General features: G+C 70.9%; 20 protein-coding genes. 8 read left to right on the plus strand and 12 right to left on the minus strand.

What is annotated here, in order from left to right:
- Positions 1-183: 183 nt before the first annotated feature.
- The 3 genes from ACIBW9_RS26445 to lat are packed head-to-tail and all read right to left on the minus strand — an operon-like array spanning position 184 to position 5286.
- Entirely contained in the window at positions 184-2349 is a 2166-nt protein-coding gene (locus tag ACIBW9_RS26445) for a transketolase C-terminal domain-containing protein (RefSeq protein WP_398959055.1), read from the minus strand.
- Positions 2346-3899, minus strand: coding sequence for an aldehyde dehydrogenase family protein (locus ACIBW9_RS26450; protein WP_398959057.1), 1554 nt, complete (start codon positions 3897-3899; stop codon positions 2346-2348). Before ACIBW9_RS26450 ends, ACIBW9_RS26445 begins: the two co-directional genes overlap by 4 nt.
- A gap of 46 nt (positions 3900-3945) precedes the next feature.
- On the minus strand, positions 3946-5286 hold the full coding sequence (gene lat, locus ACIBW9_RS26455) for an L-lysine 6-transaminase (RefSeq protein ID WP_398959059.1): 1341 nt from the start codon (positions 5284-5286) through the stop codon (positions 3946-3948).
- A gap of 210 nt (positions 5287-5496) precedes the next feature.
- Here lat and ACIBW9_RS26460 point away from each other — a divergent pair, with 210 nt between their 5' ends.
- The 3 genes from ACIBW9_RS26460 to ACIBW9_RS26470 are packed head-to-tail and all read left to right on the plus strand — an operon-like array spanning position 5497 to position 8530.
- The gene (locus ACIBW9_RS26460; protein WP_398959061.1) at positions 5497-6855 is read left to right on the plus strand and encodes a hypothetical protein; all 1359 of its coding nucleotides are present in this window, start codon (positions 5497-5499) and stop codon (positions 6853-6855) included.
- A gap of 5 nt (positions 6856-6860) precedes the next feature.
- A complete protein-coding gene (locus tag ACIBW9_RS26465) occupies positions 6861-7550 on the plus strand; it encodes a transcriptional regulator (RefSeq protein WP_398959062.1) in 690 nt (229 codons plus the stop codon).
- Positions 7547-8530, plus strand: coding sequence for a threo-3-hydroxy-L-aspartate ammonia-lyase (locus tag ACIBW9_RS26470; protein WP_398959064.1), 984 nt, complete (start codon positions 7547-7549; stop codon positions 8528-8530). The genes ACIBW9_RS26465 and ACIBW9_RS26470 overlap by 4 nt, the downstream gene beginning before the upstream one ends.
- On the opposite strand, the gene ACIBW9_RS26475 is transcribed toward ACIBW9_RS26470, so the two are convergent.
- Entirely contained in the window at positions 8525-8920 is a 396-nt protein-coding gene (locus tag ACIBW9_RS26475) for a nuclear transport factor 2 family protein (RefSeq protein ID WP_398959066.1), read from the minus strand. The two genes, ACIBW9_RS26470 and ACIBW9_RS26475, sit on opposite strands and share 6 nt — an antisense overlap.
- 170 nt (positions 8921-9090) lie before the next feature.
- Between ACIBW9_RS26475 and ACIBW9_RS26480 the strand changes: the two genes are divergently transcribed.
- Positions 9091-9450 carry a cupin domain-containing protein gene (locus tag ACIBW9_RS26480; RefSeq protein WP_398959068.1) on the plus strand — a complete coding sequence of 120 codons (360 nt, stop codon included), beginning with the start codon at positions 9091-9093 and terminating at the stop codon, positions 9448-9450.
- 3 nt (positions 9451-9453) lie between these two features.
- Here ACIBW9_RS26480 and ACIBW9_RS26485 read toward each other — a convergent pair whose 3' ends face one another.
- Together ACIBW9_RS26485 and ACIBW9_RS26490 are read right to left on the minus strand one after the other, a co-directional pair.
- Positions 9454-10746 (minus strand): VWA domain-containing protein, encoded by a 1293-nt coding sequence (locus ACIBW9_RS26485; protein WP_398959679.1) that lies wholly within the window; start codon positions 10744-10746, stop codon positions 9454-9456.
- 59 nt (positions 10747-10805) lie between these two features.
- A complete protein-coding gene (locus ACIBW9_RS26490) occupies positions 10806-11663 on the minus strand; it encodes an AAA family ATPase (protein WP_398959681.1) in 858 nt (285 codons plus the stop codon).
- Between the two features lie 189 nt (positions 11664-11852).
- Between ACIBW9_RS26490 and ACIBW9_RS26495 the strand changes: the two genes are divergently transcribed.
- The gene (locus tag ACIBW9_RS26495; RefSeq protein WP_398959070.1) at positions 11853-12449 is read left to right on the plus strand and encodes a hypothetical protein; all 597 of its coding nucleotides are present in this window, start codon (positions 11853-11855) and stop codon (positions 12447-12449) included.
- Positions 12450-12542: 93 nt separating this feature from the next.
- Positions 12543-12884 carry a hypothetical protein gene (locus tag ACIBW9_RS26500; protein WP_398959071.1) on the plus strand — a complete coding sequence of 114 codons (342 nt, stop codon included), beginning with the start codon at positions 12543-12545 and terminating at the stop codon, positions 12882-12884.
- Positions 12885-12927: 43 nt separating this feature from the next.
- Here ACIBW9_RS26500 and ACIBW9_RS26505 read toward each other — a convergent pair whose 3' ends face one another.
- From ACIBW9_RS26505 to rhaI, 6 genes are all read right to left on the minus strand, one after another.
- On the minus strand, positions 12928-13596 hold the full coding sequence (locus ACIBW9_RS26505) for a lactate utilization protein C (RefSeq protein WP_398959073.1): 669 nt from the start codon (positions 13594-13596) through the stop codon (positions 12928-12930).
- Positions 13593-15071, minus strand: a complete 1479-nt coding sequence (locus ACIBW9_RS26510; protein WP_398959075.1) for a LutB/LldF family L-lactate oxidation iron-sulfur protein — start codon at positions 15069-15071, stop codon at positions 13593-13595. Before ACIBW9_RS26510 ends, ACIBW9_RS26505 begins: the two co-directional genes overlap by 4 nt.
- Entirely contained in the window at positions 15068-15820 is a 753-nt protein-coding gene (locus tag ACIBW9_RS26515) for a (Fe-S)-binding protein (RefSeq protein ID WP_398959077.1), read from the minus strand. Before ACIBW9_RS26515 ends, ACIBW9_RS26510 begins: the two co-directional genes overlap by 4 nt.
- A 69-nt stretch (positions 15821-15889) precedes the next feature.
- On the minus strand, positions 15890-17326 hold the full coding sequence (locus tag ACIBW9_RS26520) for a rhamnulokinase family protein (RefSeq protein ID WP_398959683.1): 1437 nt from the start codon (positions 17324-17326) through the stop codon (positions 15890-15892).
- Positions 17327-17334: 8 nt separating this feature from the next.
- A complete protein-coding gene (locus tag ACIBW9_RS26525) occupies positions 17335-19374 on the minus strand; it encodes a bifunctional aldolase/short-chain dehydrogenase (RefSeq protein ID WP_398959079.1) in 2040 nt (679 codons plus the stop codon).
- A gap of 185 nt (positions 19375-19559) precedes the next feature.
- Complete coding sequence (gene rhaI, locus ACIBW9_RS26530; RefSeq protein ID WP_398959081.1) at positions 19560-20720, minus strand: L-rhamnose isomerase; 1161 nt, start codon at positions 20718-20720, stop codon at positions 19560-19562.
- A 262-nt stretch (positions 20721-20982) separates the two neighbouring features.
- Between rhaI and ACIBW9_RS26535 the strand changes: the two genes are divergently transcribed.
- Complete coding sequence (locus tag ACIBW9_RS26535) at positions 20983-22281, plus strand: MFS transporter (protein WP_398959083.1); 1299 nt, start codon at positions 20983-20985, stop codon at positions 22279-22281.
- Positions 22281-24917: a family 78 glycoside hydrolase catalytic domain gene (locus ACIBW9_RS26540; RefSeq protein ID WP_398959085.1), complete on the plus strand. Its 2637-nt coding sequence runs from the start codon at positions 22281-22283 to the stop codon at positions 24915-24917. Before ACIBW9_RS26535 ends, ACIBW9_RS26540 begins: the two co-directional genes overlap by 1 nt.
- The last annotated feature ends 11 nt before the right edge of the window (positions 24918-24928 follow it).

Raw genomic sequence — 24928 nt, forward strand, 5'->3', positions numbered from 1 at the left:
ACGGCGCGGGGGGCGGCGGCGAACCGTGCAACGACATGGGAAGGGCAGAACGTGTACGGGAGCGGACGTACGGACCGGGTCCTGCCCAAGAAACGCATCGGCGCATGCAAAGAGGCGCGCTGCCGACACCGCCCACCGGGTTCCGGACAACTCCCGTACGGTAGACCGGGCCCCCGCCTGGCCTCAGCGGCCCCCTGAGAGCAACTCGCCCGCGGCCCGCTGAACATCGTCCTCCGACACGAGCACCAACCGCGCCGCCTGCCCCAGCGGGACGAAGCTGTCCAGGCTGGTGACCCGTCGGACCGCCCCGCTGAATCCGCCGTCGACCAGGGCGGTGACGACTCCCTCCGACACACCTCCGGTACGGCGGGTCTCGTCGACCACGAGGACGCGGCCCGTCGCCCGGGCCTCGCGCAGCAGGTCGTCGACCGGCAGGGGGGCCAGCCAGCGCAGGTCCACGACCCGGCAGGCGATGCCCTGTCGCTCCAGCCGGCGCGCCGCCCGCAGTGAGATGCGCAGGCCGTTGCCGAAGGTCACGAGGGTCAGGTCCGTGCCTGTGCCGTAGGTGCGCGCCCGGCCGATCGGTACGTGCTCGGCGGGTGGCGGACAGGGGGTGAGCCAGCCGTTGTCGCCGTCTTCGTGGAGATCACGGGCGTGGTAGAGCGCGATCGGTTCGAGGAAGGCGCTGATGGTGCCGTCCACCTTCGCCGCCGCCACGCAGGTGCGGAGCATCGCGGCGGCGTCGTCGGGGCGGGACGGGGAGGCGATGACCAGGCCGGGAATGTCCCGCAGGGCGCCCACCGCGTTGTCGTTGTGGAAGTGGCCGCCGAAGCCGCGCTGGTAGCCGTATCCGGCGATCCGCACCACGAGGGGGTTGCGGTACTGGCCCTGCGAGAAGAACTGCAGTGTGGCGGCCTCGCCGCGCAGTTGGTCCCCGGCGTTGTGCAGGTATGCGAGGTACTGGATCTCCGCCACCGGCAGCAGCCCGGACAGGCCCGCCCCCAGCGCGAGCCCGAGGATGGCCTGCTCGTCGAGGAGCGTGTCGAAGACCCGGGCCGTGCCGAAACGCCGCTGCAGGCCCCTTGTCAGTCCGTAGACCCCGCCCTTGCGGCCGACGTCCTCGCCGAACACGACCAGCTCCGGGTGGCTGCCGAGCAGGTCGGCGAGGGTGTGGGTGATGGCCTGGGCGACGGTGACGGGCTCGCCCACGGGCGCCGCCGATGCCTCGCTCGTACGGCGGGCCGCAGCCGCCACGAGGTCGGCGCGGCGGGGTGCGACGGGGGCGACGATCTGTGTGGCGGTGGTCAGGGGCTCGCTCTCCAGGGCCTCCTTGGCGACGGCGAACACCCGGCCGCCCACCTCGTCGTACCGGTCGAGAACCTCCTGCGGGGTGAGGACGCCGGAGGCCGTGAGCAGCCGCGCCGTGGCCGACAGCGGGTCGCGGCGCAGGTCCGCGGCGACGTCGGAGGGCATCCGGTAGGCGGCTTCGGCGTCCGAGCCCGCATGGCCGAGGAAGCGCACCATCGACAGGTGCAGGAAGGCGGGCCGGCGGTGCTTGCGTACGTGGGCCACCGCCTCGCGCGCGGTGTCGTAGGCGTCCTGCGGATCGCAGCCGTCCGCGGCGAAGTAGGCGAGGGCGGGCCGGTCGCCGTGGGCGCGCCGCACCCAGTCGGGCGGGGTCGGCACGCTGATGCCCAGGCCGTTGTCCTCGCAGACGAACAGGATCGGCATCGGCAGGCCCTGGTAGGCCGCGTGGCAGGCGCTGTTGATGGCGCCCACCGCCGTGGAGTGGTTGACCGAGGCGTCGCCGAAGGAACAGCAGACGACGGCGTCGCCGGGCCAGGCGCACTCGGTACCGAGCCGCTTGGCGCGGGCGATGCTCCACGCCACCCCGACCGCCCGGGGCAGGTGGGAGGCGATGGTCGACGTCTGCGGGATCACGGCCAGTTCGCGGCGCCCGTACACCTTGTGCCGGCCGCCGGCGATCGGTTCCTCGGCCCCGGCGGCCACCCCCAGCAGCATGTCCCTGACCGCGTCGACGCCGCCGGCCTGCCGGGCACGGGCGCAGTAGAACGCTCCGGAGCGGTAGTGCAGCAACGCCGGGTCGGTGGGCCGCAGCGCCAGGGCGAGCGCGGCGTTGCCCTCGTGCCCGCTCGATCCGATGGTGTAGTAGCCGCGGCCCTGCTGCTGCATCCAGCGCGCCGCGAAGTCGGCGTGCCGGCTCTCCAGCTGGGCGTCGAACAGGTCAAGGGCCGTACGGGAGTCCAGCGGGCCCGCGGTCCGGGCGGCAGACCGCAGACCGGCCACCTCCTCGCGGAAGTGCCGGTCCAGGTCCTCGACGCCGCTCACAGACGGAACTCCATGTCGGGTTCGAGCGCAGCCACGTCCATCTGCGCCTTCTGCAGCCGGCCGGAGTGGTCCCAGTTCATCGACTGCCAGCGGGTGAACTGGTCGAGCACCCACTGCCCCGACTGGCGAGAGCCGTTGCCCGACTTGCCGTTGCCGCCGAACGGCAGGTGCGCCTCGGCTCCGGAGGTGGTGTTGTTGACGCTGACCATGCCGGCGGAGACGCCGCGCCGGAAGGTCCACACCTCGTGCGGGTCGGTGGTGTAGATCGCGGCGGACAGGCCGTAGCCGTGGAGATTGGCCAGTTCCAGGGCTTCGTCGAAGTCCCGGTAGGTGGTCACCCCGACGATGGGGCCGAAGGTCTCGGTGAGGAACAGGTCGTCGTCGCGGCGCACTCCGTCGACGATCACCGGGTGGTAGAACATGCCCGCTTCGGGGTCGCCGACGAAGCCCTTGCGCGGGTTGTCGGCCGTGATCCGTCCGATGCCGTCGGAGCCGTAGGTGCGGTGGTGGTCCTTGATCCAGCCGAGGAAGGTCTCGTAGCGCCGTGCGAACCGCTCGTCGAGCATCGGGCCGTACAGGACGTCCTCGAAGGCGTCGCCGATCCGGGCCGCGCGGCTCGCGGCGTCGAAGCGGGCGAGGAAGTCCTCGTGCACGGACTCGTGGACGACGAGCGTCCCGAGGGAGGTGCAGCGCTGACCCGCGGTACCGAATCCGGAGAACAGGGCCCCCTCGACCGCCAGGTCGAGATTCGCGCTCGGGGTGACCACCTGGGGGTTCTTGCCGCCCAGCTCCAGGCAGGGGGTCTGCAGGTGGCTTCCGCACAGGGCGCCGATCTTGCGGCCGACGAGCGTGGACCCCGTGAAGCCGACCTTGTCGACCAGCCCGGCGTCGAGGGAGGACTCCAGACCGGCGTACGTCTGCTCACCGTCGGCCAGTACCAGGTTGAGTACGCCGTCGGGCAGGCCGCCACCGTGCACGAACAGGTCGAACAGGGCCTTGGCGCTCGCGGCGGCGTATTCGGCGGGCTTCCACACCACGGTGTTGCCGGTCACCAGCGCCGGCACGAGGTACCAGGCCGGCACCGCCACCGGGAAGTTGCCCGCGGTGATCACCGCGACCGCTCCGACGGGATTGCGGAAGGTGAACAGCTGCTTGTCGGGCATCTCCGAGGGCACCGTCTGCCCGTACAGCCGGCGGCCCTCGCCCAGGAAGAAGTCGCAGGTGTCGATGATCTCCTGCACCTCGCCGAGTGCCTCCGCGAGCGGCTTGCCGATCTCCTCGGTGACGATGCGGGCGAGCCGGTCCTTGTTGGTCTCGACGAGGCGACCGATCTTCCCGATGGCGGATCCGCGCACCGGTGCCGGGACGTCGGCCCAGGCCCGCTGTGCCGCCTTCGCGGCCTTGGCGGCCTGGACGAACGTCGAGGCGTCCCCGAGCGAGATCTCGGTGACCAGCTCTGCGGTACGGCCGGGATTGGGGCGTTGGAGAGTCCCGCCGGGAGCGCCGGCGACCGGGTGGCCGGCAACGACCGAGGCGACGGAACGGGCCATGACAGTGCTCCTTGTCCGCTGGGGTGGGGCGGTGTCCGCCGGAGGGTCAGTGCAGGCCGGCGAGGACCCGGTCGAGAGCCCGCAGGGCGAGGACGAGCTCGTCCTGGGTGATGGACAGGGCGGGACGGAAGCGCATCGAACGCTCACCGCACGGCAATGCGATCACCTGCTCCTCGGTGCGCAACCGGCGTACCGCCTCGTCACGGACGCCGCTGTCCGGCAGGTCGATGGCGCTCATCAGCCCGCGTCCGCGAGCGTTGGACGCCACCGCCGCGTGCCGGACTTCCAGATCACGCAGTTCGGCAAGGAACCACGATCCCACGGCGGCGGCACGGGCCACCAGATCGTCCCGTTCGATGATCTCCATGATGCGCCGGGCGCGGACCATGTCGACCAGCCCGCCGCCCCAGGTGGAGTTGATCCGCCCGGAGACCCGCAGGACGTTGTCGGGCACCTGGTCGACCCGGCGGCCGGCCATGATGCCGCCGAGCTGGACCTTCTTGGCGAAGGCCACGATGTCCGGCTCGAGGCCGAGTTGCTGGTACGCCCAGGTGGTGCCGGTGATGCCGACACCGGTCTGCACCTCGTCGAGCACGAACAGCGCGTCGTACTCGTGGCACAGCGCCTGCATCGCCTGGAGGAACTCGGGGCGCATGTGGTTGTCGCCGCCCTCGCCCTGGATCGGCTCGGCGATGAAGCAGGCGACGTCGTGCGGGTTGTCCTCGAAGGCCCGGCGCGCCTGTGCGAGGGCTCGTCGCTCCGCCTGCTCCACCTCGGCAAGGTGGCGTTCGAGGGGGAAGCGCATCGCGGGCACGTCGATGCGGGGCCAGTCGAACTGCGGGAAGCGGGCCGTCTTGTTGGGCTCGGTGTTGGTCAGCGAAAGGGTGTAACCGCTGCGGCCGTGGAAGGCGCGGCGCAGGTGGAGCACCTTGGTGCCGAGGTCGGGGGAGCGGCCCGCGGCCTCGTTGCGGCGGCTCTTCCAGTCGAACGCCGTCTTCAGCGCGTTCTCGACGGCGAGCGCCCCGCCCTCGACGAAGAACAGCCTCGGCAGCTCCGGATCGCCCAGCACCCGGGCGAACGTCTCGACGAACTCGGCGTAGTGCGTGGTGTACATGTCCGGGTTGGCAGGCTTGTTGGCCGCCACCTGCGCAAGCAGCGTCATGAACTCCGGATCGTCCACGATGCCCGGCGCGTTGAGGCCCAGCGGAGCGGAGGCGAAGAACGAGTAGAGGTCCAGGAACTTCTCATTGGTGCGTGCATCCACGATCCACGAGCCCCGGCTGGCCAGCGGGTCGAGCACCAGCTTGAAACCGTCGGTCAGCACATGACGGCCGAGTCTTTCGTGCACCTCGCCCGGATGGATCGTCGACTCAGCGGCAACCGTCATGGGGCACCTACTCTCGATAGACGCGAACAGGAGATGTTTCGTCAGTCACGAGGAGTAACGAAATTATCTTAGGTGTGTAGGCGAGATGGCCGCAAGATTTCGTGCGCTGGTTGATGTGAATGCTGCCGGGAGAGGCTCGCCCGGCGGCTCGACCCGCGTTACTGATCATGACTTAGGCCGATTGTCAGTGGTGCGTCCTACTCTCGCCATATGACCTACTGCGTCTGGCACAGGGGCCTCGGCATCACGCTCGACCTGACCGAGGCGGATCTCGGGCACCCCGAATACCCGCGGCTGCTCGACGAGATCTACGGCAACTACCAGCCGGATCTTCTGTACTGCCTGGAAGCCCATGAGGACGAGGGGTTCATCTGCCCCGGCTTCATGGCCATCCGCAAGGTCAACGGCCGCCCGCACGCCATGCATGTGGCCAAGGGGGAGCGCCCCGAGACGAAGGACGAAAGCGATCTCCACAAGGCGCTGAGGGAATACACCGTCAAGGTCGCCGCGGGGGAGGGGTTCCGGGTCACGGGAGCCGAGGGCGCCGAGGGCGGAAAACGCCGCACGGACGTGACGGTGGAAGGCGGCGAGCATCACCGGCTCGCGTACGAGATACAGCTTGCGGCCATCGCCGGCGGTTCCGTCGACGAGCGCACCCGCAGCGCATTCCGGAACGGGATCACCCCGCTGTGGCTCGTCAACAACGAGAACGCGATCCCGATCGACCGCGCGCCCTGGGCCAGGCTCAACGTACAGAGCTGGCGGGACGTGACCGACCGCGCGGCTCTGCCGGTGCGCGGCGGCGTCAAACAACTGCAGATGCCCCGCTGCGACTGGAGCAACGCGGTCCCCTGCCCGCAGCAGGGCGCCGGCCGGTGCGGCGGACGCCACGCGCTGTGGGAACCGGTGCGAGGCCTCTACTACGACGACGTCATCCGGCGCACGGCCACAGGCGAACTCGTCTCGCTCTACCTGCCCCACCCGGCGGGCCGGCGCGGCTGGTACATGTGGGTCACCCCGACGGACAAGGACGAGTTCCTCGAAGGCCGCCCCGAACCGCTGCCCGGTCCCTGTACGGGCGGGCTGGGACACGTGCCCGCGCCACGGGCCGGCGCGCGGGAGACCGGTGACCACCTGGAGGCGGGACTTCGCAGCGAGCTCACCCGGGCGCGTGACGACGAACGGCCCATCGACGCCTCGCTGTGGCACACCGAGCCGGGGTCGTCCGGGTTCTCGCGGCCCTTCACCGTGGGCGAGTTCGTCATACCCGGCGATCTGGTCGCCGCCCGGCGGACCTTCACCCGGGCGCTGGAGCACTGCGCGGACATCGCCGCGCGGCTGCCCAGCGGCGTGGACATCGCGGCCGGACGCGCCGAGATCACCGGCGAGCAGCGCGAGCGCCTCGCGGACGCCCGGGAGCGCTGCCGGCGGCTCGCCGAGGAGATGCACACGCACCCCTGGTGGGAGACGGTCGGCGACCGTCATGCCGCACGGGAGGCGCTGACGTACGCCGCGACCCATGACACGGCATCCTGGACTATTCGTCCAGAGGCTGGACCAGTAGTCTAGGGGGCATGGGTGACGAGCATGTCCACGAAACCGAGCGGGATGCGATCCTCGCCGCGCTCAGACCGGTGGTCGACGGGATCGCGGCGACGTTCGGGCCGGTGTGCGAGGTGGTCCTGCACGACTACCGGCAACCGGAGGAGTCGGTCGTCGCCGTCGCCGGCGAGGTGACCGGGCGGGCCGTCGGCGGGGCGATGAGCGAGATCGGCATGAGGGTGCTGGCACGCGGCGACGAGGCGGCCGACGACCTGAACTACGTCACCCGCACCAAGGCCGGAAAGCTGGTCAAGTCGTCCACGATGGTGCTGCGCGACTCCACAGGAGCGGTGTTCGGCGCGCTCTGCGTCAACGTGGACATCGGCGCGGTCAACGAGGCCCATGCCCTGCTCGGCGCGCTCGCCGGCCTAGGCGCCGGGGCCGCCGAGCCGCCGGTCACCGCCTTCGGCAACGACATCGACTCAGTGGTGGACGCCATCCTCGACGCCCACCGGCTCGGGCGGAACCAGAGCTGGGCCGCACTGGACCGGGCCGAGCGCCTCGACCTGTTCCGCGGACTCGACGAACACGGCGTGTTCGCCGTGCGCCGCGCGATCGAGCAGGTCGCCGCCCGGCTCGGCATCTCCCGCGCCTCCGCCTACAGCTACCTCGCCCAGGCCCGAGCCGCCACCGACCCGACCCCCGCTGGAGGACACGCGTGACGACCACCACCCCGCCGGTCACCCTCGACACCGTCCGCGACGCGGCCGACCGCCTCAAGGGCGTCGCCCATCGCACCCCCGTACTGCACTCCCGCACCCTCGACGAACTCGTCGGCGCCGAGGTCTTCCTCAAGTGCGAGAACTTCCAGCGCGTCGGCGCCTTCAAGTTCCGCGGCGCCTACAACGCGGCCTCCCGGCTCACCCCCGAGCAGTTGGCCCGCGGCATCGCCGCCTACTCCTCCGGCAACCACGCCCAGGCTGTCGCCCTCGCCGCCCGCGAACTGGGCACCACCGCTGTCATCGTCATGCCCGAGGATGCCCCGCGCTCCAAGGTGGAGGCGACCGTCGGCTACGGCGCCGAGATCGTGACGTACGACCGCTACACCGAGGACCGCGTCGCTGTCGGTCAGGCCCTGGCCGCCGAGCGGGGCCTCGCCCTCATCCCGCCGTACGAGCACCCGCACGTCATGGCCGGGCAGGGCACAGCAGCCCTCGAACTCCTGGAGGAAACAGGGGAGTTGGACGCCCTGGTCGTGCCCGTCGGCGGCGGCGGGCTGATCGCCGGGTCCGCCACCGCGGCCAAGGGGCTGCACCCCGGGATCCGCGTGATCGGCGTCGAACCGGAGGCCGGGGACGACACCAAGCGGTCCCTGGAGGCGGGCCGGCGCGTCAGCATCCCCGTGCCGCGCACCATCGCCGACGGGCAGGCCCTGGACACGCCCGGCGAGCTGACGTTCTCCGTCAACCGGCGGCTCGTCGACGGCATCGCCCTCGTCTCCGACGACGAGATCCGCGAGGCCATGCGGTTCGCCTTCGAGCGCCTGAAGATCGTCGTCGAGCCCAGCGGGGCCACCCCGCTGGCAGCCCTGCTCGCCGGGCGTGCGGGCTCCCTTCCGCGCCGGATCGGTGTCATCGTCTCCGGCGGGAACGTGGACGCGGACCGTTTCGCCCGGCTGTGCGGCCGGGCGACGGCGTCATGACCAGAACTCGTTGACCTTGTCGATGTCCGCCACGCACTCGTCGAGGTCGGTGATCTTGTCCCCGACGATCCGGAAGACGATGGCTCCGTCCTCGTCGACCCGCTTGTCGCCGCGCTGGGCGGTGAAGTGGTGCATGGACACCGCGTGGCCGCGCCCGTCCACCAGGACGTTGCGCAGCTCGACCTTGAACGTGCCGCCCGTCTCCTCGTAGAGGCGACGGTAGTAGTCGAGGACCGCGTCGATTCCCTTGCAGTCGCCGGACAGCTGGTGGCTTCCGGGTACATGGTGCGTGGCGTCGCCCGTCATCATCGAGCGCAGGGTGTCCATGTCGCCGCGCGAGAAGGCCTCGTAGCCCGACCGGACGAGTTGTGCGTGGGGGTGTTCAGCCACGGTGATCGCCACCTTTCTGGGTGGTTCGGCGAAAGCGGCCTCGCACCATTCTCCGCCTGTTCGACCCAGTTGTCCGCTCATCGACGTTTTCTCCGCATCCCGGATGGCGGTCCCGGCTGGACCGGCGGACGATGGTGTGGTGGGCGGGGCTCGTAAGGAAGGGAGCCGTCATGCTTGAGATCAAGGCCGTCGAGAAGCCCGACGAGCGGCGTGATTTCCCGCGCGGACACCTCGAAGCCGTCCATATGACCGGACTCGACTTCGCGGTGGGGACCTTCGAACCCGGCTGGAAGTGGTCGGAGTCCGTGGCACCCATCGCCGGGACCAAGAGCTGCCAGGTCCACCACAACGGGTACTGCGTTTCCGGACGCATGCGCCTGCGCATGGACGACGGCGCCGAGCAGGAGGTCGGACCGGGCGACGTGTTCGTGGTGTCGCCGGGCCACGACGCCTGGGTGGTCAGCGACGAACCGTGCGTGGTGTACGACTTCGCCGGTCAGATGGCGACGGAGTACGCGAAGAAGAGCTAGCGGTCACACCGGCAGCAGGCGCGCGATGAGCGCGCCGAGCTGCCGCGCGTTGCGGCACTCGTACATCTCCACCAACTCGGCGTACTCGGGTGCCGCGGAGTCACCCGTGCCCCACAGGGTGTGCGGCTCGGGATTCAACCAGTAGACGCGGCGGGCCCGTTCGGCCACCTGCCGTACCGCCGACAGGTTCGGGTCGCTCATGTTCGTACGGGCGTCACCGAGCACGAACACCGTGGTGCGCGGGCCCACCGCGTCGCCGTACCGCTGCGCGAACTCGCCCAGCGCGACGCCGTAGTCGCTGCTGCCGTGCCAGCCCGTGAGCGTCGCCTCCGCCCGGATGCGGGCGCCCAGCCCCTGCGGGTCGGCCGCACCGTGGTCGAGCAGCCGGGTCACCTCGTCGAGCCGGTTGACGAAGGCGAACACCCGCACCTTGCTGAACTGGTCGTGCAGCGCCTGCACCAGCAGCATCGTGAAGTCCGAGAACCCGGACACCGACCCCGACACATCGCACAGCAGCACCAGTTCGGGCCGTACCGGACGGCGCCGGCGCAGCACCGGCTTCATCGGCACCCCACCCGTGGACAGGGAACCGCGCAGAGTGCGCCGCAGATCGATGCTGCCCCGGGCGGCGCGGCGCCGACGGGCCGCGAGCCGGGTGGCGAGCTTGCGGGCCAGCGGCTGGACCGTCCTGCGCAACTCGGCGAGCTGGAGATTCCCGGCGTACAGGAAGTCGACCCGGTCGGGAGTGGTGGCCACCGCGCGCCGGGCGAGCTCGTCCCGGTCGCGCTGCTCGGCGATCCGGCGCCGCGCCTCCACGGCCACCTGTCTGCGGAACGTCTCGATGCGCCGCCGGATCTCGTCGTCGAGGAGCCGGTCGGCGAACCCGGAACTGCCGTCCCGGGCCTGGACGTTCTCACGGACACGGGCCAGCAGGGTCTGCGGGCGGAGCCGGTCCAGCGCCTGGTACGACGACCAGCCCCGCGACCCCGGTGACGCACCGTAACCGCCGAACCCGTCGACCGCCTCCGCCGCCAGCTGCCCCATCAGCACGACGTCGCCGGCGGCGAGCGCGGCGGCGAGCCGTTCCCGCAGATCGTCCCGGTCCGCGGGCTCCGCCTCCGGCGCGCCGACGCCCCGCGGGAAGTACAGGTCGAAGACCGGGTCGAACACCTGCCGCTGCACCGTGGCGTGCAGCAGCGTGGCGGCCAGCCCCTCCCGCAGCAGCTCACGGTCCGCCAGGCCCAGCGCCGCCACCGCCTGCGCCGCGTCCACGGTCTCACCGGTGCCGATCCGCATGCCGTGCGCGCGCAGCGCCCCGACCAGCGAGGTCAGGCGCTCCGCCACCCCCGGCGCGGTCACACGGCGTCCAGGTCGAGCTTGGCGGCCGCCTTGAGGACGTCGTCCTGGTGCTTGAGCAGGACGCCCAGGCTGTCGCGTACGACGCCCTCGTCGAGGGTGTCGGCCCCCAGCGCGAGGAGGGTGCGCGCCCAGTCGATCGTCTCGGCGACCGAGGGCACCTTGCGCAGGTCCATCGCGCGCAGCGCACCGACCACCCGAACCACCGAGTCGGCCAGCGCCTCGTCCAGGCCGGGCACCTTCAGCCGTACGATCCGGCGCTCCAGCTCCTGCTCGGGGAAGCCGATGTGCAGGAACAGGCAGCGACGGCGCAGCGCCTCGGACAGCTCGCGGCTCGCGTTCGAGGTGAGGACGACGAAGGGGCGGCGGGTCGCGGTGATCGTGCCCAGCTCGGGCACGGTGACCTGGAAGTCGCTCAGCACCTCCAGGAGCAGACCCTCCACCTCGACGTCCGCCTTGTCGGTCTCGTCGATCAGCAGCACCTTGGGGTCGTCGCCGCGGATGGCGGTGAGCAGCGGGCGGGTGAGCAGGAACTCCTCGCTGAAGATGTCCGTGCGGGTCTCGTCCCAGGTCTCGTCACGGCCGGCGCTGATGCGGAGCAGCTGCTTGGCGTGGTTCCACTCGTACAGCGCCCGCGACTCGTCGACGCCCTCGTAGCACTGCAGCCGGACCAGCCGCGCATCCGCCACCTCGGCCACGGCCTTGGCGAGCTCCGTCTTGCCGACCCCGGCCGGGCCCTCCACCAGCAGCGGCTTGCCCAGCCGGTCGGCGAGGAAGACGGTCGTGGCGACCGCGGGCGAGGCGAGATAGCCGGTGGCGGCCAGCCGCGCGGAGACGTCGTCGACGGATGAGAACAGCAACGGGGCCTCCAGCTCGGCATGGGTCGGAGCTACTATCTAAGCGCTTGTTCACCCCTGCTGTCACGCAAAATGTGGGGCAGCCGGACGAAGCACGCAGCACCCGCCGGCTCGTGAGCGGGCACCCGCCGGCGATAAGTCGTGGCCGCCTTCGAAGCCGTTGTCAGTGGTGCCTTGTACGTTTCAGCCATGGGGATCTATCTGGTCAGTGTCGGTGCGCAGGAGTGGTCCGAGGACGACGAGGAGGAGGGCGGCCGAGGAGCCGTCGCCTCCGCGCTCGACGCGGAGTTGAGGCGGCGCGGTCTGCCGGCGTACACCTCGGTGCCCGAGGAGACGGACTTCGTGCGCGGCTCGGGGATGTCGTTCGAGGAGAAGCTGGTGCCTCCCATGGACGGCTTCAGCGCGCTGTGCCGCTCGCATCTGTCACGGGCCGAGGAGGAGGTGCTCTGCGGCTGGACACTGCTGGTGCCACTGTCCCTCGACGAGGAGATCTGGCTCCCCGTCAACTCCGCCTACACGGACGAGACGATGGTCGCCGGCGCTCCCCAGGTGCTCCGCCTCGCCGAGCGGCTTGCCGCGGCCGTCGAACTGCCGGTGGACGAGATACCGGCGACCAACGACAACCTTGACCTGACCATGTGGTTCCTCGACGGACCGGCGAAGGACCTGGCCGCCACCCGGCCCGGACCGTGGAGCGAGGACCTGGACGCCGCGTTCTACGTGGCGCTGTATCTGCGGGCCGCCCAGCACTCGCTGCGCCGCGGCTGTCCGATCGCGTACTGCTGATACGCACCCGCGGTGACGCCCGGCGCGACGAAATCCCGGGATGGCTGTCGAGGCCACCCCGGAATCCGGCTCGTCGCCCGGTTCACCGAGGCCATGGAACGCGCCGACCTGGACGCCCTGATCGAACTGCTCCTCACCGACGTGAGGCTCTCCATGCCCCCGGCCATGCTGGAATACCGCGGCATCGAATCAGCCCAGCGCGTCCTGGCCGCCGTCACCTTCCGCCCCGGCCGCGCCTACCGCGCAGTCCCCACCCGCGCCAACGGCCAGCCGGCCTTCGGCCCGTACCTGGCAGACCCGCACTCCGGTGTGTACCGCGCCTACTGCCTCCTGGTCATCACCACGGCCGGCGACCACATCACCGCCATCACCAGCTTCACCACCGACGTCATGACACGCTTCGGACTGCCCCGAACCTTGCCCGAGACGGATTGACGGGCCGCCGACCGACCCCCGCGCTCTCTGACGGTACGGAGGCTCAAGAGTTGACTTCGCCGCTTGCACGACCGCTCACCAGCACCACCTCCAGCGTGCGCGGTCCGTGCACCCCCTCGACCCGGTCCAGTTCGATGTCGCTGGTCGCCGACGGGCCGGAGATCCATGTCAACGGGCGGGCCGGGTCGAGGCGTTCGAGGGCCTGGGGCACGGACGAGACGACCTGCTCCGGGACCCGTACGACACAGATGTGGTGGTCGGGGACGAGGGTGATGCGACGGCGGCCCTGTTCGGGGCTGCCGTCCAGGACGATGGTGCCGGTCTCGGCGATGGCGACCGCGCAGCCGGTGACCACGCTCTCGACCTGGTCCAGCTCGTGCGGGGTGCTCTCGGCGCGATCCGGCAGCCGCTCGGCGTCCGTCGCCGCGAGCCACCCCTCATCGAGCCCGGACGGCACCAGCACCGTCTTCGAGCCCCGCTCGGCGAGCAGCCGGCCGATCACCGCCGTCAGCTCGGACGCTGTGCAGCGGTGCACGATCGCCCGGTAGTCCGCCAGGTTCTCGGCCAGCAGATCCACCGTCTGCTCGACACTCCGCTCCCCGTGCTCCCGCAGATAGTCGCGCGAAACGGCCTGCTCGTACGGCGTGTCTTCTTGCGGTACGTCCGCGAGTGCGCGCCGCACCCGGCCCAGGATCCGTTCCCTGCTGCTCACTTCGCGCCTCCCTTGCCACCCTGTGTGCGCTGCCACCAGTCGCGGAACGGTTCCGCGGGCACCGACGGCAGATCCCGGCTGCCGCTCCACGCCTTGCCCGGCCCGGGCAGCGTCCGTGGGTGGAGGCGGCGGGTGCGGGAAGCGAGTCGCTGGCCCGTGCGCAGGGCGCCCGGGTGCGTGAACGCCCAGCGGGCCGCGCGCATCGCCGCCCGTTCGGCCGCATGGCCCTTGGCGGGCTGCAGCACCACCTTGTTGCCCTCGCGGGTCACCTGCCCGCCCTCCACGACCCGCTCCCGCAGATGGACCAGCACCTCGGGGATGTCGATGGCGACCGGGCACACCTCGTAGCAGGCACCGCACAGCGACGAGGCATACGGCAGCGAGGCGTCGATCTCGCTCTGGGTGCCCCGGAGTTGGGGGCTGAGAATCGCGCCGATCGGGCCGGGATACACCGAACCGTAGGCGTGACCGCCTGCCCGCTCGTAGACCGGACAGACATTCAGGCAGGCCGAGCAGCGGATGCAGCGCAGCGCCTGGCGGCCGACCTCGTCGGCGAGGGTGTCGGTGCGGCCGTTGTCGAGCAGCACCAGGTGGAAGGTGCGCGGCCCGTCGCCGTCCGTGGTGCCGGTCCACGTCGAGGTGTAGGGGTTCATGCGCTCGGCGGTGGAGGAGCGGGGCAGGGTCTGCAGGAACACCTCCAGGTCCTGCCAGGTCGGCACGATCTTCTCGATGCCGACGACCGAGATCAGCGTCTCGGGCAGGGTCAGGCACATCCGCCCGTTGCCCTCGGACTCGACGACGACCAGTGTGCCGGTCTCGGCGACCATGAAGTTGGCGCCGGAGATGCCGACCTTGGCGCGCAGGAACTTCTCCCGCAGGTGGAGCCGGGCGGCTTCGGCGAGTTCCGCGGGCGTGTCGGTCAGGCCCTCGGGGGCCGGGCGGCCCCACTCGCTCATCTCGCGCTCGAAGATGTCCCGGATCTCGCCGCGGTTGCGGTGGATGGCCGGGACCAGGATGTGGGAGGGCCGGTCCTTGCCCAACTGCACGATCAACTCGGCGAGATCGGTCTCGTAGGCGCGGATGCCCTCGGCTTCGAGGGCTTCGTTGAGGCCGATCTCCTGCGTGGCCATCGATTTGACCTTGACGACCTCCGTCTCGCCGGTCGCCTTCACCAGCCCGGCCACGATCCGGTTGGCCTCGTCGGCGTCGGCGGCCCAGTGCACGGTGCCGCCCGCGGCCGTGACCGCCTCCTCCAACTGCTCCAGATACCGGTCGAGATGACGCAGCGTATGGCCCTTGATCCGCTTGCCGGCCTCCCGCAGCGCCGCCCAGTCGGACACCTCCGCCACGGCCTTCGCCCGCTTGGCGCGGATGGTGTGCGTGGCGTGCCGCAGATTGCCGCGCAGCGTCGGATTGTTGACCGCCTCGTGCGCGGCCTTCGGGAAGGCCGGCATCCCTACGAACGTCCCGCTCATGCCGGCTCCTCCTCCGTGCTCGCCAGGATCTCCGCGAGGTGTACCGGCCGCATGCCGCTGCTGAGCCGCGTCATCGTCCCGCCGATGTGCATCAGACAGGAGTTGTCGGCCGCGCACAACACCTCCGCGCCGGTCGACTCGGCGTAGCGCACCTTGTCCGCGCCCATCGCCGCCGAGACATCGGAGTTCTTCAGCGCGAAGGTGCCGCCGAAGCCGCAGCACTCCTCGGCACCAGGCAGTTCCACCAGCTCCAGGCCCTTCACGGCCTGGAGCAACCGGCGCGGCCGGTCCCCGAGCCCCAGGCCGCGCAGCCCGTGGCAGGTGGGGTGGTAGGTCACCCGGTGCGGGTAGTACGCGCCGACGTCCGTCACGCCCAGCACGTCCACCAGGAACTCCGTCAGCTCGTACGTCTTCGGGACGACGGGAGCCAACGTCGCCGCGAGCGTGTCCCCGCGCCCCTCGGCCCGCGCCCGCTCACCCATCCGCGGATACAGCTCCCGCACCATCGCCCCGCACGACCCGGACGGCGTCACGATCGCCTCGTACTCCCCGAAGACATCGGAGAAATGCCGGGCCAGCGGCTCCGCCTCATGCCGGTACCCGGTGTTGTAGTGCGCCTGCCCGCAGCAGGTCTGGGCCATCGGGAAATCGACCTCGACGCCCAGCCTGGTCAGCAGTTTCACCACGGCGCGCCCGGTGTCCGGATAGAGCGTGTCGTTGACACAGGTCAGGAACAGGGCGACACGCATCGCGGCTCCTTGTGATCGATCATCGGATGAGTGAAGGGTAGCCGGGGGACGCGGCGTGGGGGAGCCCCCTCACCTTCCGGTGAGCCGGGCCTGCGCCTCATGCCAGCGGGCGGTGTCGCCCCGCGGCTCGTAGCGGGTCAGCGGCTGGGCGCGCGTGAGCAGGCGCCGCCCGCTCGCGAGGTCGCCGACCAGTCCGTGCGCCCGGGCCTGGACCAGCACGTTCCCCAGCGCCGCCGCCTCCGTCGGACCCGCCACCACGGGCAGCCCGCACGCGTCGGCGGTCAGCTGGCACAGCAGGGTGTTGCGGGTACCGCCGCCGACGACGTGCACGACGTCGACCGGATGCGAGGCCAGCCGCTGGGCGTCCTCGATCGCCCGGCGATGGGCCAGGGCCAGCGAGTCGAGGATGCAGCGCGTGATCTCCGCGGGGGACTCGGGCACCGGTTGTCCGGAGACACGGCACGCCTCGGCGATCCGCTCCGGCATCCGCCCGGGCGCCAGGAACACCGCATCCCCGGCGTCCACCACCGACCGCAGCGCTGGCACCTTGGCCGCCTCCAGCAGCAGCTCGCCCAGCTCCGGTTCACCCCAGGCCCGTGCGCACTCCTGGAGCAGCCACAACCCCATGATGTTGCGCAGATAGCGGACCGTGCCGTCCAGCCCCAGCTCGTTGGTGAAGTTGGCGGCCCGGCTCTCCTCGCTCAGCACGGGTGCGTCCAGCTCGAGGCCGGCCAGCGACCAGGTCCCGGTGCAGATGTACGCGAACCGCTCGCCGTCGGCCGGTACGGCGGCCACCGCGGACGCCGTGTCGTGCGAACCGACCGCCGTCACCGGCACCGGACCCCGCAGCCCCGTCTCCTCCAGCACTTCCGGCCGCAGCACACCCGCCGGATCCCCGGGCCGCCGCAGCGGCGCGAACAGGCCCAGGTCTACTCCCAGCCGGGAGGCGACCTCGTACGACCACTCACGCGTGCGCGGATCGATCAGCTGGGTCGTCGAGGCATTGGTGAGTTCGGTCCCCTGCTCGCCGGTGAGCCAGTAGGACATCAGGTCCGGAATGAGCAACAACCGCTCCGCCTGGGCCAGTTGGGCCGTCTCCCGCGCCGCGACCAGCTGGTACAGGGTGTTGAAGGGCGCGTACTGCAACCCCGTCGCCGCGTACAGCTGGTCGGCGGGCACGCTCGCCCACACCTTCTCCGCGACGCCCTCGGTGCGGGCGTCCCGGTAGTGCACGGGATTGCCGAGCAGCGCCCCGTCCGCGTCCAGCAGCCCGTAGTCCACGGCCCAGCTGTCGATGCCGACGGAATCCACCTGGCCCGCAGCCTTGAGTCCGTCCAGGACACCCCCGTACAGGGAGAGGATGTCCCACCGCAGCCCCTCGGGCACCCGTACGGGCCGGTTGGGGAAGCGGTGCGCCTCGGTCAGCTCCAGGCTGTCGGGTCCGACGCGGCCGACCATGACACGCCCGCTGGACGCGCCGAGGTCGACCGCGGCGTACGACTTCACGAGCGCGCTCACCGCAGGAAGGCGGCCGCGACGCCGGCGTCGACCGGGACGTGCAGCCCGGTGGTGTGGGTCAACTCCCCGCCGGTCAGCGCGAACACGGCGTTGGCGACATGCTCCGGCAGCACCTCACGCTTGAGGATGGTCCGCTGCGCGTAGAACTCGCCCAGCTTCTCCTCCGGCACCCCGTACACGGCCGCCCGCTGGGCACCCCAGCCGCCCGCGAAGATCCCGGAACCGCGCACCACACCGTCCGGGTTGACGCCGTTGACGCGGATGCCGTGTTCGCCCAACTCGGCGGCCAGCAGCCGCACTTGATGCGCCTGGTCGGCCTTGGTGGCCGAGTAGGCGATGTTGTTGGGCCCGGCGAACACGGCGTTCTTGGAGGCGATGTAGACGACGTCGCCGCCCAGCTCCTGCGCGATCATCACCCGAGCCGCCTCCCGCGACACGAGGAAGGACCCACGGGCCATGATGTCGTGCTGCAGGTCCCAGTCCCTGGCCGAAGTCTCCAACAACGGCTTGGAGATGGAGATCCCGGCGTTGTTGACCACCAGATCGACGCCACCGAAGGCGAGCACGGCCGCCTTGAAGGCCGCGGCGATCTGCTCCTCGTCCGTCACGTCCACCGTCACGGCGACGGCCTTGTCCGGGCCGCCCAGCTCCTCGGCCACAGCGGCCGCGTTCTCCGCGTTGAGATCGGCGACGACGACACACGCGCCCTCCCCGACCAGCCGCTCCGCGATGGCCTTCCCGATACCGCTGCCCGCGCCCGTCACGAGCGCGACCCGCGTCGCCAGCGGTTTGGGCTTCGGCATCCGCTGGAGCTTGGCCTCCTCCAGCGCCCAGTACTCGATGCGGAACTTCTCCGACTCCTCGATCGGCGCATACGTCGACACGGCCTCGGCCCCGCGCATCACATTGATGGCGTTGACATAGAACTCGCCGGCCACCCGCGCCGTCTGCTTGTCCTTGCCGAAGCTGAACATGCCCACCCCCGGCACCAGCACGATCGCCGGGTCGGCGCCGCGCATCGCGGGGGAGTCGGGCAGCGCGTGCCGCTGGTAGTAGGCGGCGTACTCCTCGCGGTACTCGGCGTGCAGCTCCTTCAGTCGCGCGATCGCCTCCTCCACGGGAGCGGAAGGCGGCAGGTCGAGCACCAGCGGCCGTACCTTCGTCCGCAGGAAGTGGTCGGGGCAGGAGGTCCCGAGCGCGGCGAGCCGCGGATGCTCGGCGCGCGCCAGGAACTCCAGCACGACGTCGGAGTCGTTGAAGTGCCCGACCTGCGGCTTGTCCTGAGACGCAACGGCCCGCACAAACGGCGCCAGCGCCGCCGCCCGCTCCCGCCGCTCGGCCTCGGGCAGCGCCTCGTAGCCCTCGATCACCGGCCCGAACGGCTCGTCCCTCCCCCGTTCGGCGAGGAACGCCTCGGCGGTACGGATGATGTGCAGCGAGTTGCGCTCGCACTCCTCGGAGGTGTCGCCCCAGGCGGTGATCCCGTGCCCGCCGAGGATGCACCCGATGGCCTGCGGATTGGCCTCCTTGACCGCCGCGATGTCCAGCCCCAGCTGGAACCCGGGCCGCCGCCACGGCACCCACACCACCGTGTCGCCGAAACACTCGGCGGTCAGTTTCTCCCCGTCGGCCGCACAGGCGAGCGCGATCCCGGAGTCGGGATGCAGATGGTCGACGTGCGCGGCGTCCACCAGACCGTGCATCGCGGTGTCGATGGAGGGAGCGGCACCCCCCTTCCCGTGCAGGCAGTAGTCGAACGCGGCGACCATCTCGTCCTCGCGCTCGACCCCCGGATAGACCCCCTGCAGGGCCCGCAACCGATCCAGCCGCAACGCGGCGAGCCCGGCCTCGGTGAGCGTGCCGAGATCACCACCGGACCCCTTGACCCACATCAACTCGACGTCACCACCGGTCACGGGATCGGTGTCGGTGCCTTTCGCGGAAGTGTTGCCCCCCGCGTAGTTGGTATTGCGGGGATCAGAGCCGAGCCGATGGGACCGGGCCAGCAGAGCGGCAGCTTCGGGGTGGGATGCCATGTCCATTCAGTCCTTCTGGAGATACGTGCCCCGACGGGGCGCGGGGCTATATAGATGTGCGGCTCCGTCGCGCCCCTTTGGGGGCGCGGGGCTGTATCGATGTGCGGCTCCGTCGCGTGGGCGCGACCAGCGCGTCGGGCCCGCGGCCTGCAGACATCAAGGTCCCGGCAGACGAGTTGCAGTGTTCAGGCTCCCCATCCGGCTTGTTGTCCGCCGACTCGTTGCTCGACGATTTTTTCGGCCCATCCGGAGCGGTGGTAGGCGCCGATGGGGTCGGCATCGAGTCCCATTTCCTGGCGGACTTCGGCGAGCAGGGGCCGTACGTCGGTGTTGTAGGCGTCCATGAGCACGGCGTTGGCTTCGAGGACGTCACCCGCCCGCTGAGCCGCCTCCAACGCCTCCGCGTCCACGAGCAGTGCTTTGGCGGTGGCTTCCTGGACGTTCATGACGGAGCGGATGATGGCGGGGATCTTGGCTTCGATGTTGTGGCACTGGTCCAGCATGAAGGCGACCTGAGGGGTGTAGCCGCCGCCGCGGACGACTTCGTACATGATGCGGAAGAGCTGGAAGGGGTCGGCGGCGCCGACCATGAGGTCGTCGTCGGCGTAGAAGCGTGAGTTGAAGTCGAACCCGCCGAGTTTGTTCTCGCGCAGCAGGGTGGTGACGATGAACTCGATGTTGGTGCCGGGTGCGTGGTGCCCGGTGTCCACGACGACCTGTGCCTTCTCGCCCAGCTTGAGGCAGTGGGCGTAGGCGGTGCCCCAGTCGGGCACGTCGGTGGCATAGAAGGCGGGTTCGAAGAACTTGTACTCCAGCAGCATCCGCTGCCCGTTGCCGAGCCGCGCATACACCTCGGCGAGTCCCTCCGCGAGCCGGTCCTGGCGGGCGCGGAGGTCGTCCTGTCCGGGGTAGTTCGTGCCGTCGGCGAACCACAGCTTCAGGTCCCTGGATCCGGTGGCGTCCATGATGTCGACGCACTCCAGCAGGTGATCGACCGCCTTGCGGCGCACCGCCGCATCCGGGTGGCAGATGCTGCCCAGCTTGTAGTCGTCGTCCTGGAACGTGTTGGAGTTGATCGCACCCAGCGCAACCCCCTGCTCCCGTGCGAACGCCGCCAGCCTGCCGTAGTCCTCGACCTTGTCCCATGGAATGTGCAGCGCGACCGTCGGCGCCACGCCGGTCACGGCATGCACCTGCGCCGCATCGGCCAGCTTCTCCCACGGGTCGCGCGGCACACCCTGCTGGGCGAACACCTTGAAACGTGTACCGGAGTTGCCGTACGCCCACGACGGTGTCTCGATCTTCTGCGCCGCGAGCGCTGCCTTCACGGCGGACTGGTCTGGCATGACCACCTCTGAACACTGTTTGAATCGTTTCAGAGAACGTAGTCCCACTGGTGGGATGTCGTCAAGACGTCATGGTGGCTCGCCCCGCGGTGTTCATGAAGGTGCCGAGATTTCGTTGCCGGAACCCTTGACGGGCCGCCGCCGCGGCCCCACGATGCCGTGAAACGTTTCATGACTGTTTACAGGGCCGGTTACACGTGTCATCACCCCATGGCACGCACAGCCCTCCGTCCCCGAACTCCCCATCAGAAAGGCCGCCTTGATGAGCAACGACGCCATCTCCCGCAGGCCCGCCGAACCCCGGGTCACCCGCTCCCAGTGGCGCCTGGCCGTCCTGTCCGGCATGGCCTCCTACCTGGACTCGGGCATCATCGTCTCCTCCGGCTTGTCGCTGGGCCTGTGGCAGAGCCGCTTCCACCTGTCCTCCTGGGGCCTCGGCGCACTGAGCGCGGCGCTGACCTTCTCCATCGCCATCGGCTCACTCGTCGGCGGCCGCCTCGCCGACCGCTTCGGCCGCAAGCGCGTGTACGGGATCGACATCCTCGTCTACGCCATCGGTGCCGCCGTGCTGGTCTTCGCCCCCAACAGCGCCTTCCTCTTCGCCGGCATGATCATCGGCGGTCTCGCGGCCGGTGCCGACCTGCCGACCTCGCTGGCCATGGTCTCCGAGCACTCCCCGCGCGCGGTCCGCGGCCGGCTGATCGGCGCGACGCAGACCATGTGGGTCGTCGGCATCACCGCCGCGATAGTGATCGGCTTCGGCACTTCCACGCTCGGCTACCTCTCCGCTCAGCTCCTCTTCGCGCACCTCGCCGTCGTGGCCCTGGTCAGCTGGGTGCTGCGCAACCGCATGCGGCTGTCTCCTGTGCTGGAGGAGGCCGAGCGCGGCGGCGGTGGCGAGGGCATCGACGCGCGGGCGCTGCGCCGCCTCGGCGCCAAGCCGGTCCTCGTCCCGCTCCTCGCGACGGGCGGTTTCTACCTCGCCTGGAACCTCGCCGCCAACACCATGGGCCAGTACGGCACATACTTCCTGACCACCGTCAGCGGCGCCTCCCAGACCCTCGCCACCGGGATGAGCCTGGCCGGGCTCCCGATCGGACTGGTCTGTTCGCTCGCCTTCGTGCGACTGGCCGACACGCCCTGGCGCGACCGGCTGTTCTACGTCTGCGCGGTGCTCCAGGTCCTTGCCTTCGCCGTGGCCGCGGCAACCGGCGGTGCGGTGATCGCGGCGATGGTGTTCTTCCTGCTCCTCTACAACGTCGTCAACCAGTTCGCCGGCGAGGCCAACTACAAGGTCTGGTCCCAGGAGGCGTTCCCCGAGGAACTGCGCGCGACCACCCAGGGACTGACCTACGGTCTGAGCCGCGCCCTGTGCGGTCTCGCCGGCCTCGCCACCCCCACCCTGATGGCGGTCAGCGGTTCGGCCGTCCTGTGGATCACCACGGCGTGTGTGGCCGTGTCCGGTCTGATCGGCGTGTGGGTCGTCCGCACCATCGCTCCCCAGGGGCGGGCCGCGGCGCCCGGGACCACCTCCACCGCCCGTGCGAAGGAAGCCATCTGATGCGCGTCACCGCACCTGTCCTGGAACACCAGCGCGAGCCGCTCGGCATCGGCGAGAGCAGGCCCCGCCTGAGCTGGCGCACCGAGACGGACACCCCCGGCTGGACGCAGCAGGCGTACCGGCTCGAGATCACCGGCACCGACGGCACCGTCCTGACCGACACCGGGCGCGTCGAGGGCGCCGACTCGGTACTGGTGGACTGGCCCGGCGAGCCGCTCGCCTCCCGCAGCCGCGTCGGGGTGCGTGTCCAGGTGTGGGGCGAGGACCCCGAGCCGTCCGCCTGGTCGCCGCCGACCTGGGCGGAGACGGGACTGCTCGCCCGTACCGACTGGACCGCCCGGCCCGTCACCCCCGACCGCGAACCGTCCGACGCCCCGCTCCCGGTGGCGCTGCTGCACCGCACCTTCACCCTCGCCAAGCCGGTCGCCTCGGCCCGCCTGCACATCACCGCCTACGGCGTCTACGAGGCCGAGATCAACGGCAGCCGTGTCGGCGACCACGTCCTCGCCCCCGGCTGGACCTCCTACCACCACCGGCTGCGCTACCAGACCTTCGACGTCACCGGCCTGCTGCGCGCGGGCGACAACGCGATCGGCGCACTCCTCGGCGAGGGCTGGTACACGGGCCGGCTCGGCTTCCACGGCGGCCGGCGCAACGTCTACGGCGACCGCCGCGCGCTCCTCGCCCAGCTGGAGGTCACCCACCCCGACGGCACCGTCACCACCCTCGGCACCGACGAGACCTGGCGCGCCACGAGCGGCCCGATCCTGCGCTCCGAGCTCTACGACGGCGAGCTCTACGACGCCCGGGCGGCCCGCCCCGGCTGGTCCGAACCGGGCCACGACACCTCCGACTGGTCACCCGTCACCGAACTCCCGCTCCCCGGCGCCGAGTTGGTGGCCCCGACCGGGCCGCCCGTGCGCCGCACCCAGATCCTCGCTCCCGTCGACGTCCTCACCACGCCGTCCGGGAAGACCGTCCTCGACTTCGGGCAGAACCTGGTCGGACGCCTGCGCATCCGCGTGTCGGGCCCGGCCGGACACACCATCACCCTGCGGCACGCGGAAGTCCTGGAGCACGGCGAACTCGGCGTACGGCCGCTGCGTCTCGCCGCCGCCACCGACACGTACACCCTCGCCGGCGCGGGCGAGGAGACGTACGAACCGCGCTTCACCTTCCACGGGTTCCGCTACGCCGAAATCGAGAACTGGCCCGGCGAACTGGACCCGTCCGCGGTCGAAGCCGTCGTGCTGCACACCGACATGACCCGCACGGGCTGGTTCGAGTCCTCGCACGAGCTGGTCAACCGCCTGCACGAGAACGTCGTATGGGGCATGCGCGGCAACTTCCTCGACATCCCCACCGACTGCCCCCAGCGCGACGAACGCCTCGGCTGGACCGGCGACATCCAGGTCTTCGCCCCCACCGCCTCCTTCCTCTACGACTGCTCGGGCATGCTCGGCGGCTGGCTGCGCGACCTCGCGGCCGAACAACTCGCGCGCGCGGACGGCACACCCCCGCTGGTGGTGCCCGACGTCCTGCCCTCCGGCTTCGGCGGCACCCCGCACGCGGTGTGGGCGGACGTCGCCGTACTGCTGCCGTGGACGCTGTACCGGCGCTTCGGCGATCTGGCCGTGCTGCGCACCCAGTACCCGAGCATGCGCGCCTGGATGGAGACCGCCGCCCGTCTCACCGAGGAGGGCGGCGGTCTGTGGCGGCAGGACTTCCAGCTCGGCGACTGGCTCGACCCGGCCGCCCCGCCGGACGCTCCGGGAGACGCCCGTACGGACGGCGACCTCGTCGCCAACGCATACGTCGCCCGCTCGGCCGACGTGCTCGCCGAGACGGCGCGGCTGCTGGGGGAGAAGGGCGACGCCGTCCGCTACGAGGAGCTCGCGCGCTCGGTGCGGGCGGCCTTCGCCGACGAGTTCGTCACTCCCGTCGGGCGGATGTCGAGCGACGCGCAGACCGCGTACGCGCTCGCCCTGTGCTTCGCACTGCTGCCGACCGAACGCCAACGGCAGGGCGCCGCCGAACGGTTGGCCCACATCGTGCGCAAGGCGGGCTTCCGCATCGCCACCGGGTTCGCCGGTACGCCGCTGATCTGCGACGCCCTGTGCGCGGGCGGCCAAGCGCAACTGGCGTACCGGATGCTCCTGGAGCAGGGCTGCCCGTCCTGGCTGTACCCCGTGAGCATGGGGGCGACGACCGTGTGGGAGCGGTGGGACTCGATGCTGCCCGACGGGAGCATCAACCCCGGCGAGATGACCTCCTTCAACCACTACGCCCTCGGCGCGGTCGCGGACTGGCTGCACCGCACGGTCGCCGGTCTCGAAGCCGCCGAACCGGGCTGGCGCAGGCTGCGGATCGCGCCCGTTCCCGGCGGTGACCTCACATATGCCAAGGCCGCGTACGACACGCCGTACGGCCGTGCCGAGGCGGGCTGGCGGATCGAGGACGGCACGCTCACGGTGGAGGTGCTCGTCCCGCCGAACACCCGGGCCGAGGTCCAACTGCCAGGTGACGCTGAGCCGTTCGAGGTCGGCTCGGGCCGCCGTACCTTCCGCCGGCCGTACACCGCGCCCGACTGGCCGCCGGCCGCCATCCGCAACCCGTTCGCCGGGCCGGAGGAGTAGGGCGGGCGAGG

Source organism: Streptomyces sp. NPDC049541 (assembly GCF_044465725.1).
GTDB lineage: Bacteria > Actinomycetota > Actinomycetes > Streptomycetales > Streptomycetaceae > Streptomyces.

Coding starts and splice junctions, on each gene's coding strand:
- ACIBW9_RS26465 (WP_398959062.1), top strand. CDS start 6,861: ATGGGTGACGAGCATGTCCACGAAACCGAGCGGGATGCGATCCTCGCC.
- ACIBW9_RS26450 (WP_398959057.1), bottom strand. CDS start 3,899: ATGGCCCGTTCCGTCGCCTCGGTCGTTGCCGGCCACCCGGTCGCCGGC.
- ACIBW9_RS26480 (WP_398959068.1), top strand. CDS start 9,091: ATGCTTGAGATCAAGGCCGTCGAGAAGCCCGACGAGCGGCGTGATTTC.
- ACIBW9_RS26510 (WP_398959075.1), bottom strand. CDS start 15,071: ATGAGCGGGACGTTCGTAGGGATGCCGGCCTTCCCGAAGGCCGCGCAC.
- lat (WP_398959059.1), bottom strand. CDS start 5,286: ATGACGGTTGCCGCTGAGTCGACGATCCATCCGGGCGAGGTGCACGAA.
- ACIBW9_RS26525 (WP_398959079.1), bottom strand. CDS start 19,374: ATGGCATCCCACCCCGAAGCTGCCGCTCTGCTGGCCCGGTCCCATCGG.
- ACIBW9_RS26500 (WP_398959071.1), top strand. CDS start 12,543: ATGGAACGCGCCGACCTGGACGCCCTGATCGAACTGCTCCTCACCGAC.
- ACIBW9_RS26485 (WP_398959679.1), bottom strand. CDS start 10,746: ATGCGGATCGGCACCGGTGAGACCGTGGACGCGGCGCAGGCGGTGGCG.
- ACIBW9_RS26515 (WP_398959077.1), bottom strand. CDS start 15,820: ATGCGTGTCGCCCTGTTCCTGACCTGTGTCAACGACACGCTCTATCCG.
- ACIBW9_RS26460 (WP_398959061.1), top strand. CDS start 5,497: ATGACCTACTGCGTCTGGCACAGGGGCCTCGGCATCACGCTCGACCTG.
- ACIBW9_RS26540 (WP_398959085.1), top strand. CDS start 22,281: ATGCGCGTCACCGCACCTGTCCTGGAACACCAGCGCGAGCCGCTCGGC.
- ACIBW9_RS26495 (WP_398959070.1), top strand. CDS start 11,853: ATGGGGATCTATCTGGTCAGTGTCGGTGCGCAGGAGTGGTCCGAGGAC.
- ACIBW9_RS26535 (WP_398959083.1), top strand. CDS start 20,983: ATGAGCAACGACGCCATCTCCCGCAGGCCCGCCGAACCCCGGGTCACC.
- rhaI (WP_398959081.1), bottom strand. CDS start 20,720: ATGCCAGACCAGTCCGCCGTGAAGGCAGCGCTCGCGGCGCAGAAGATC.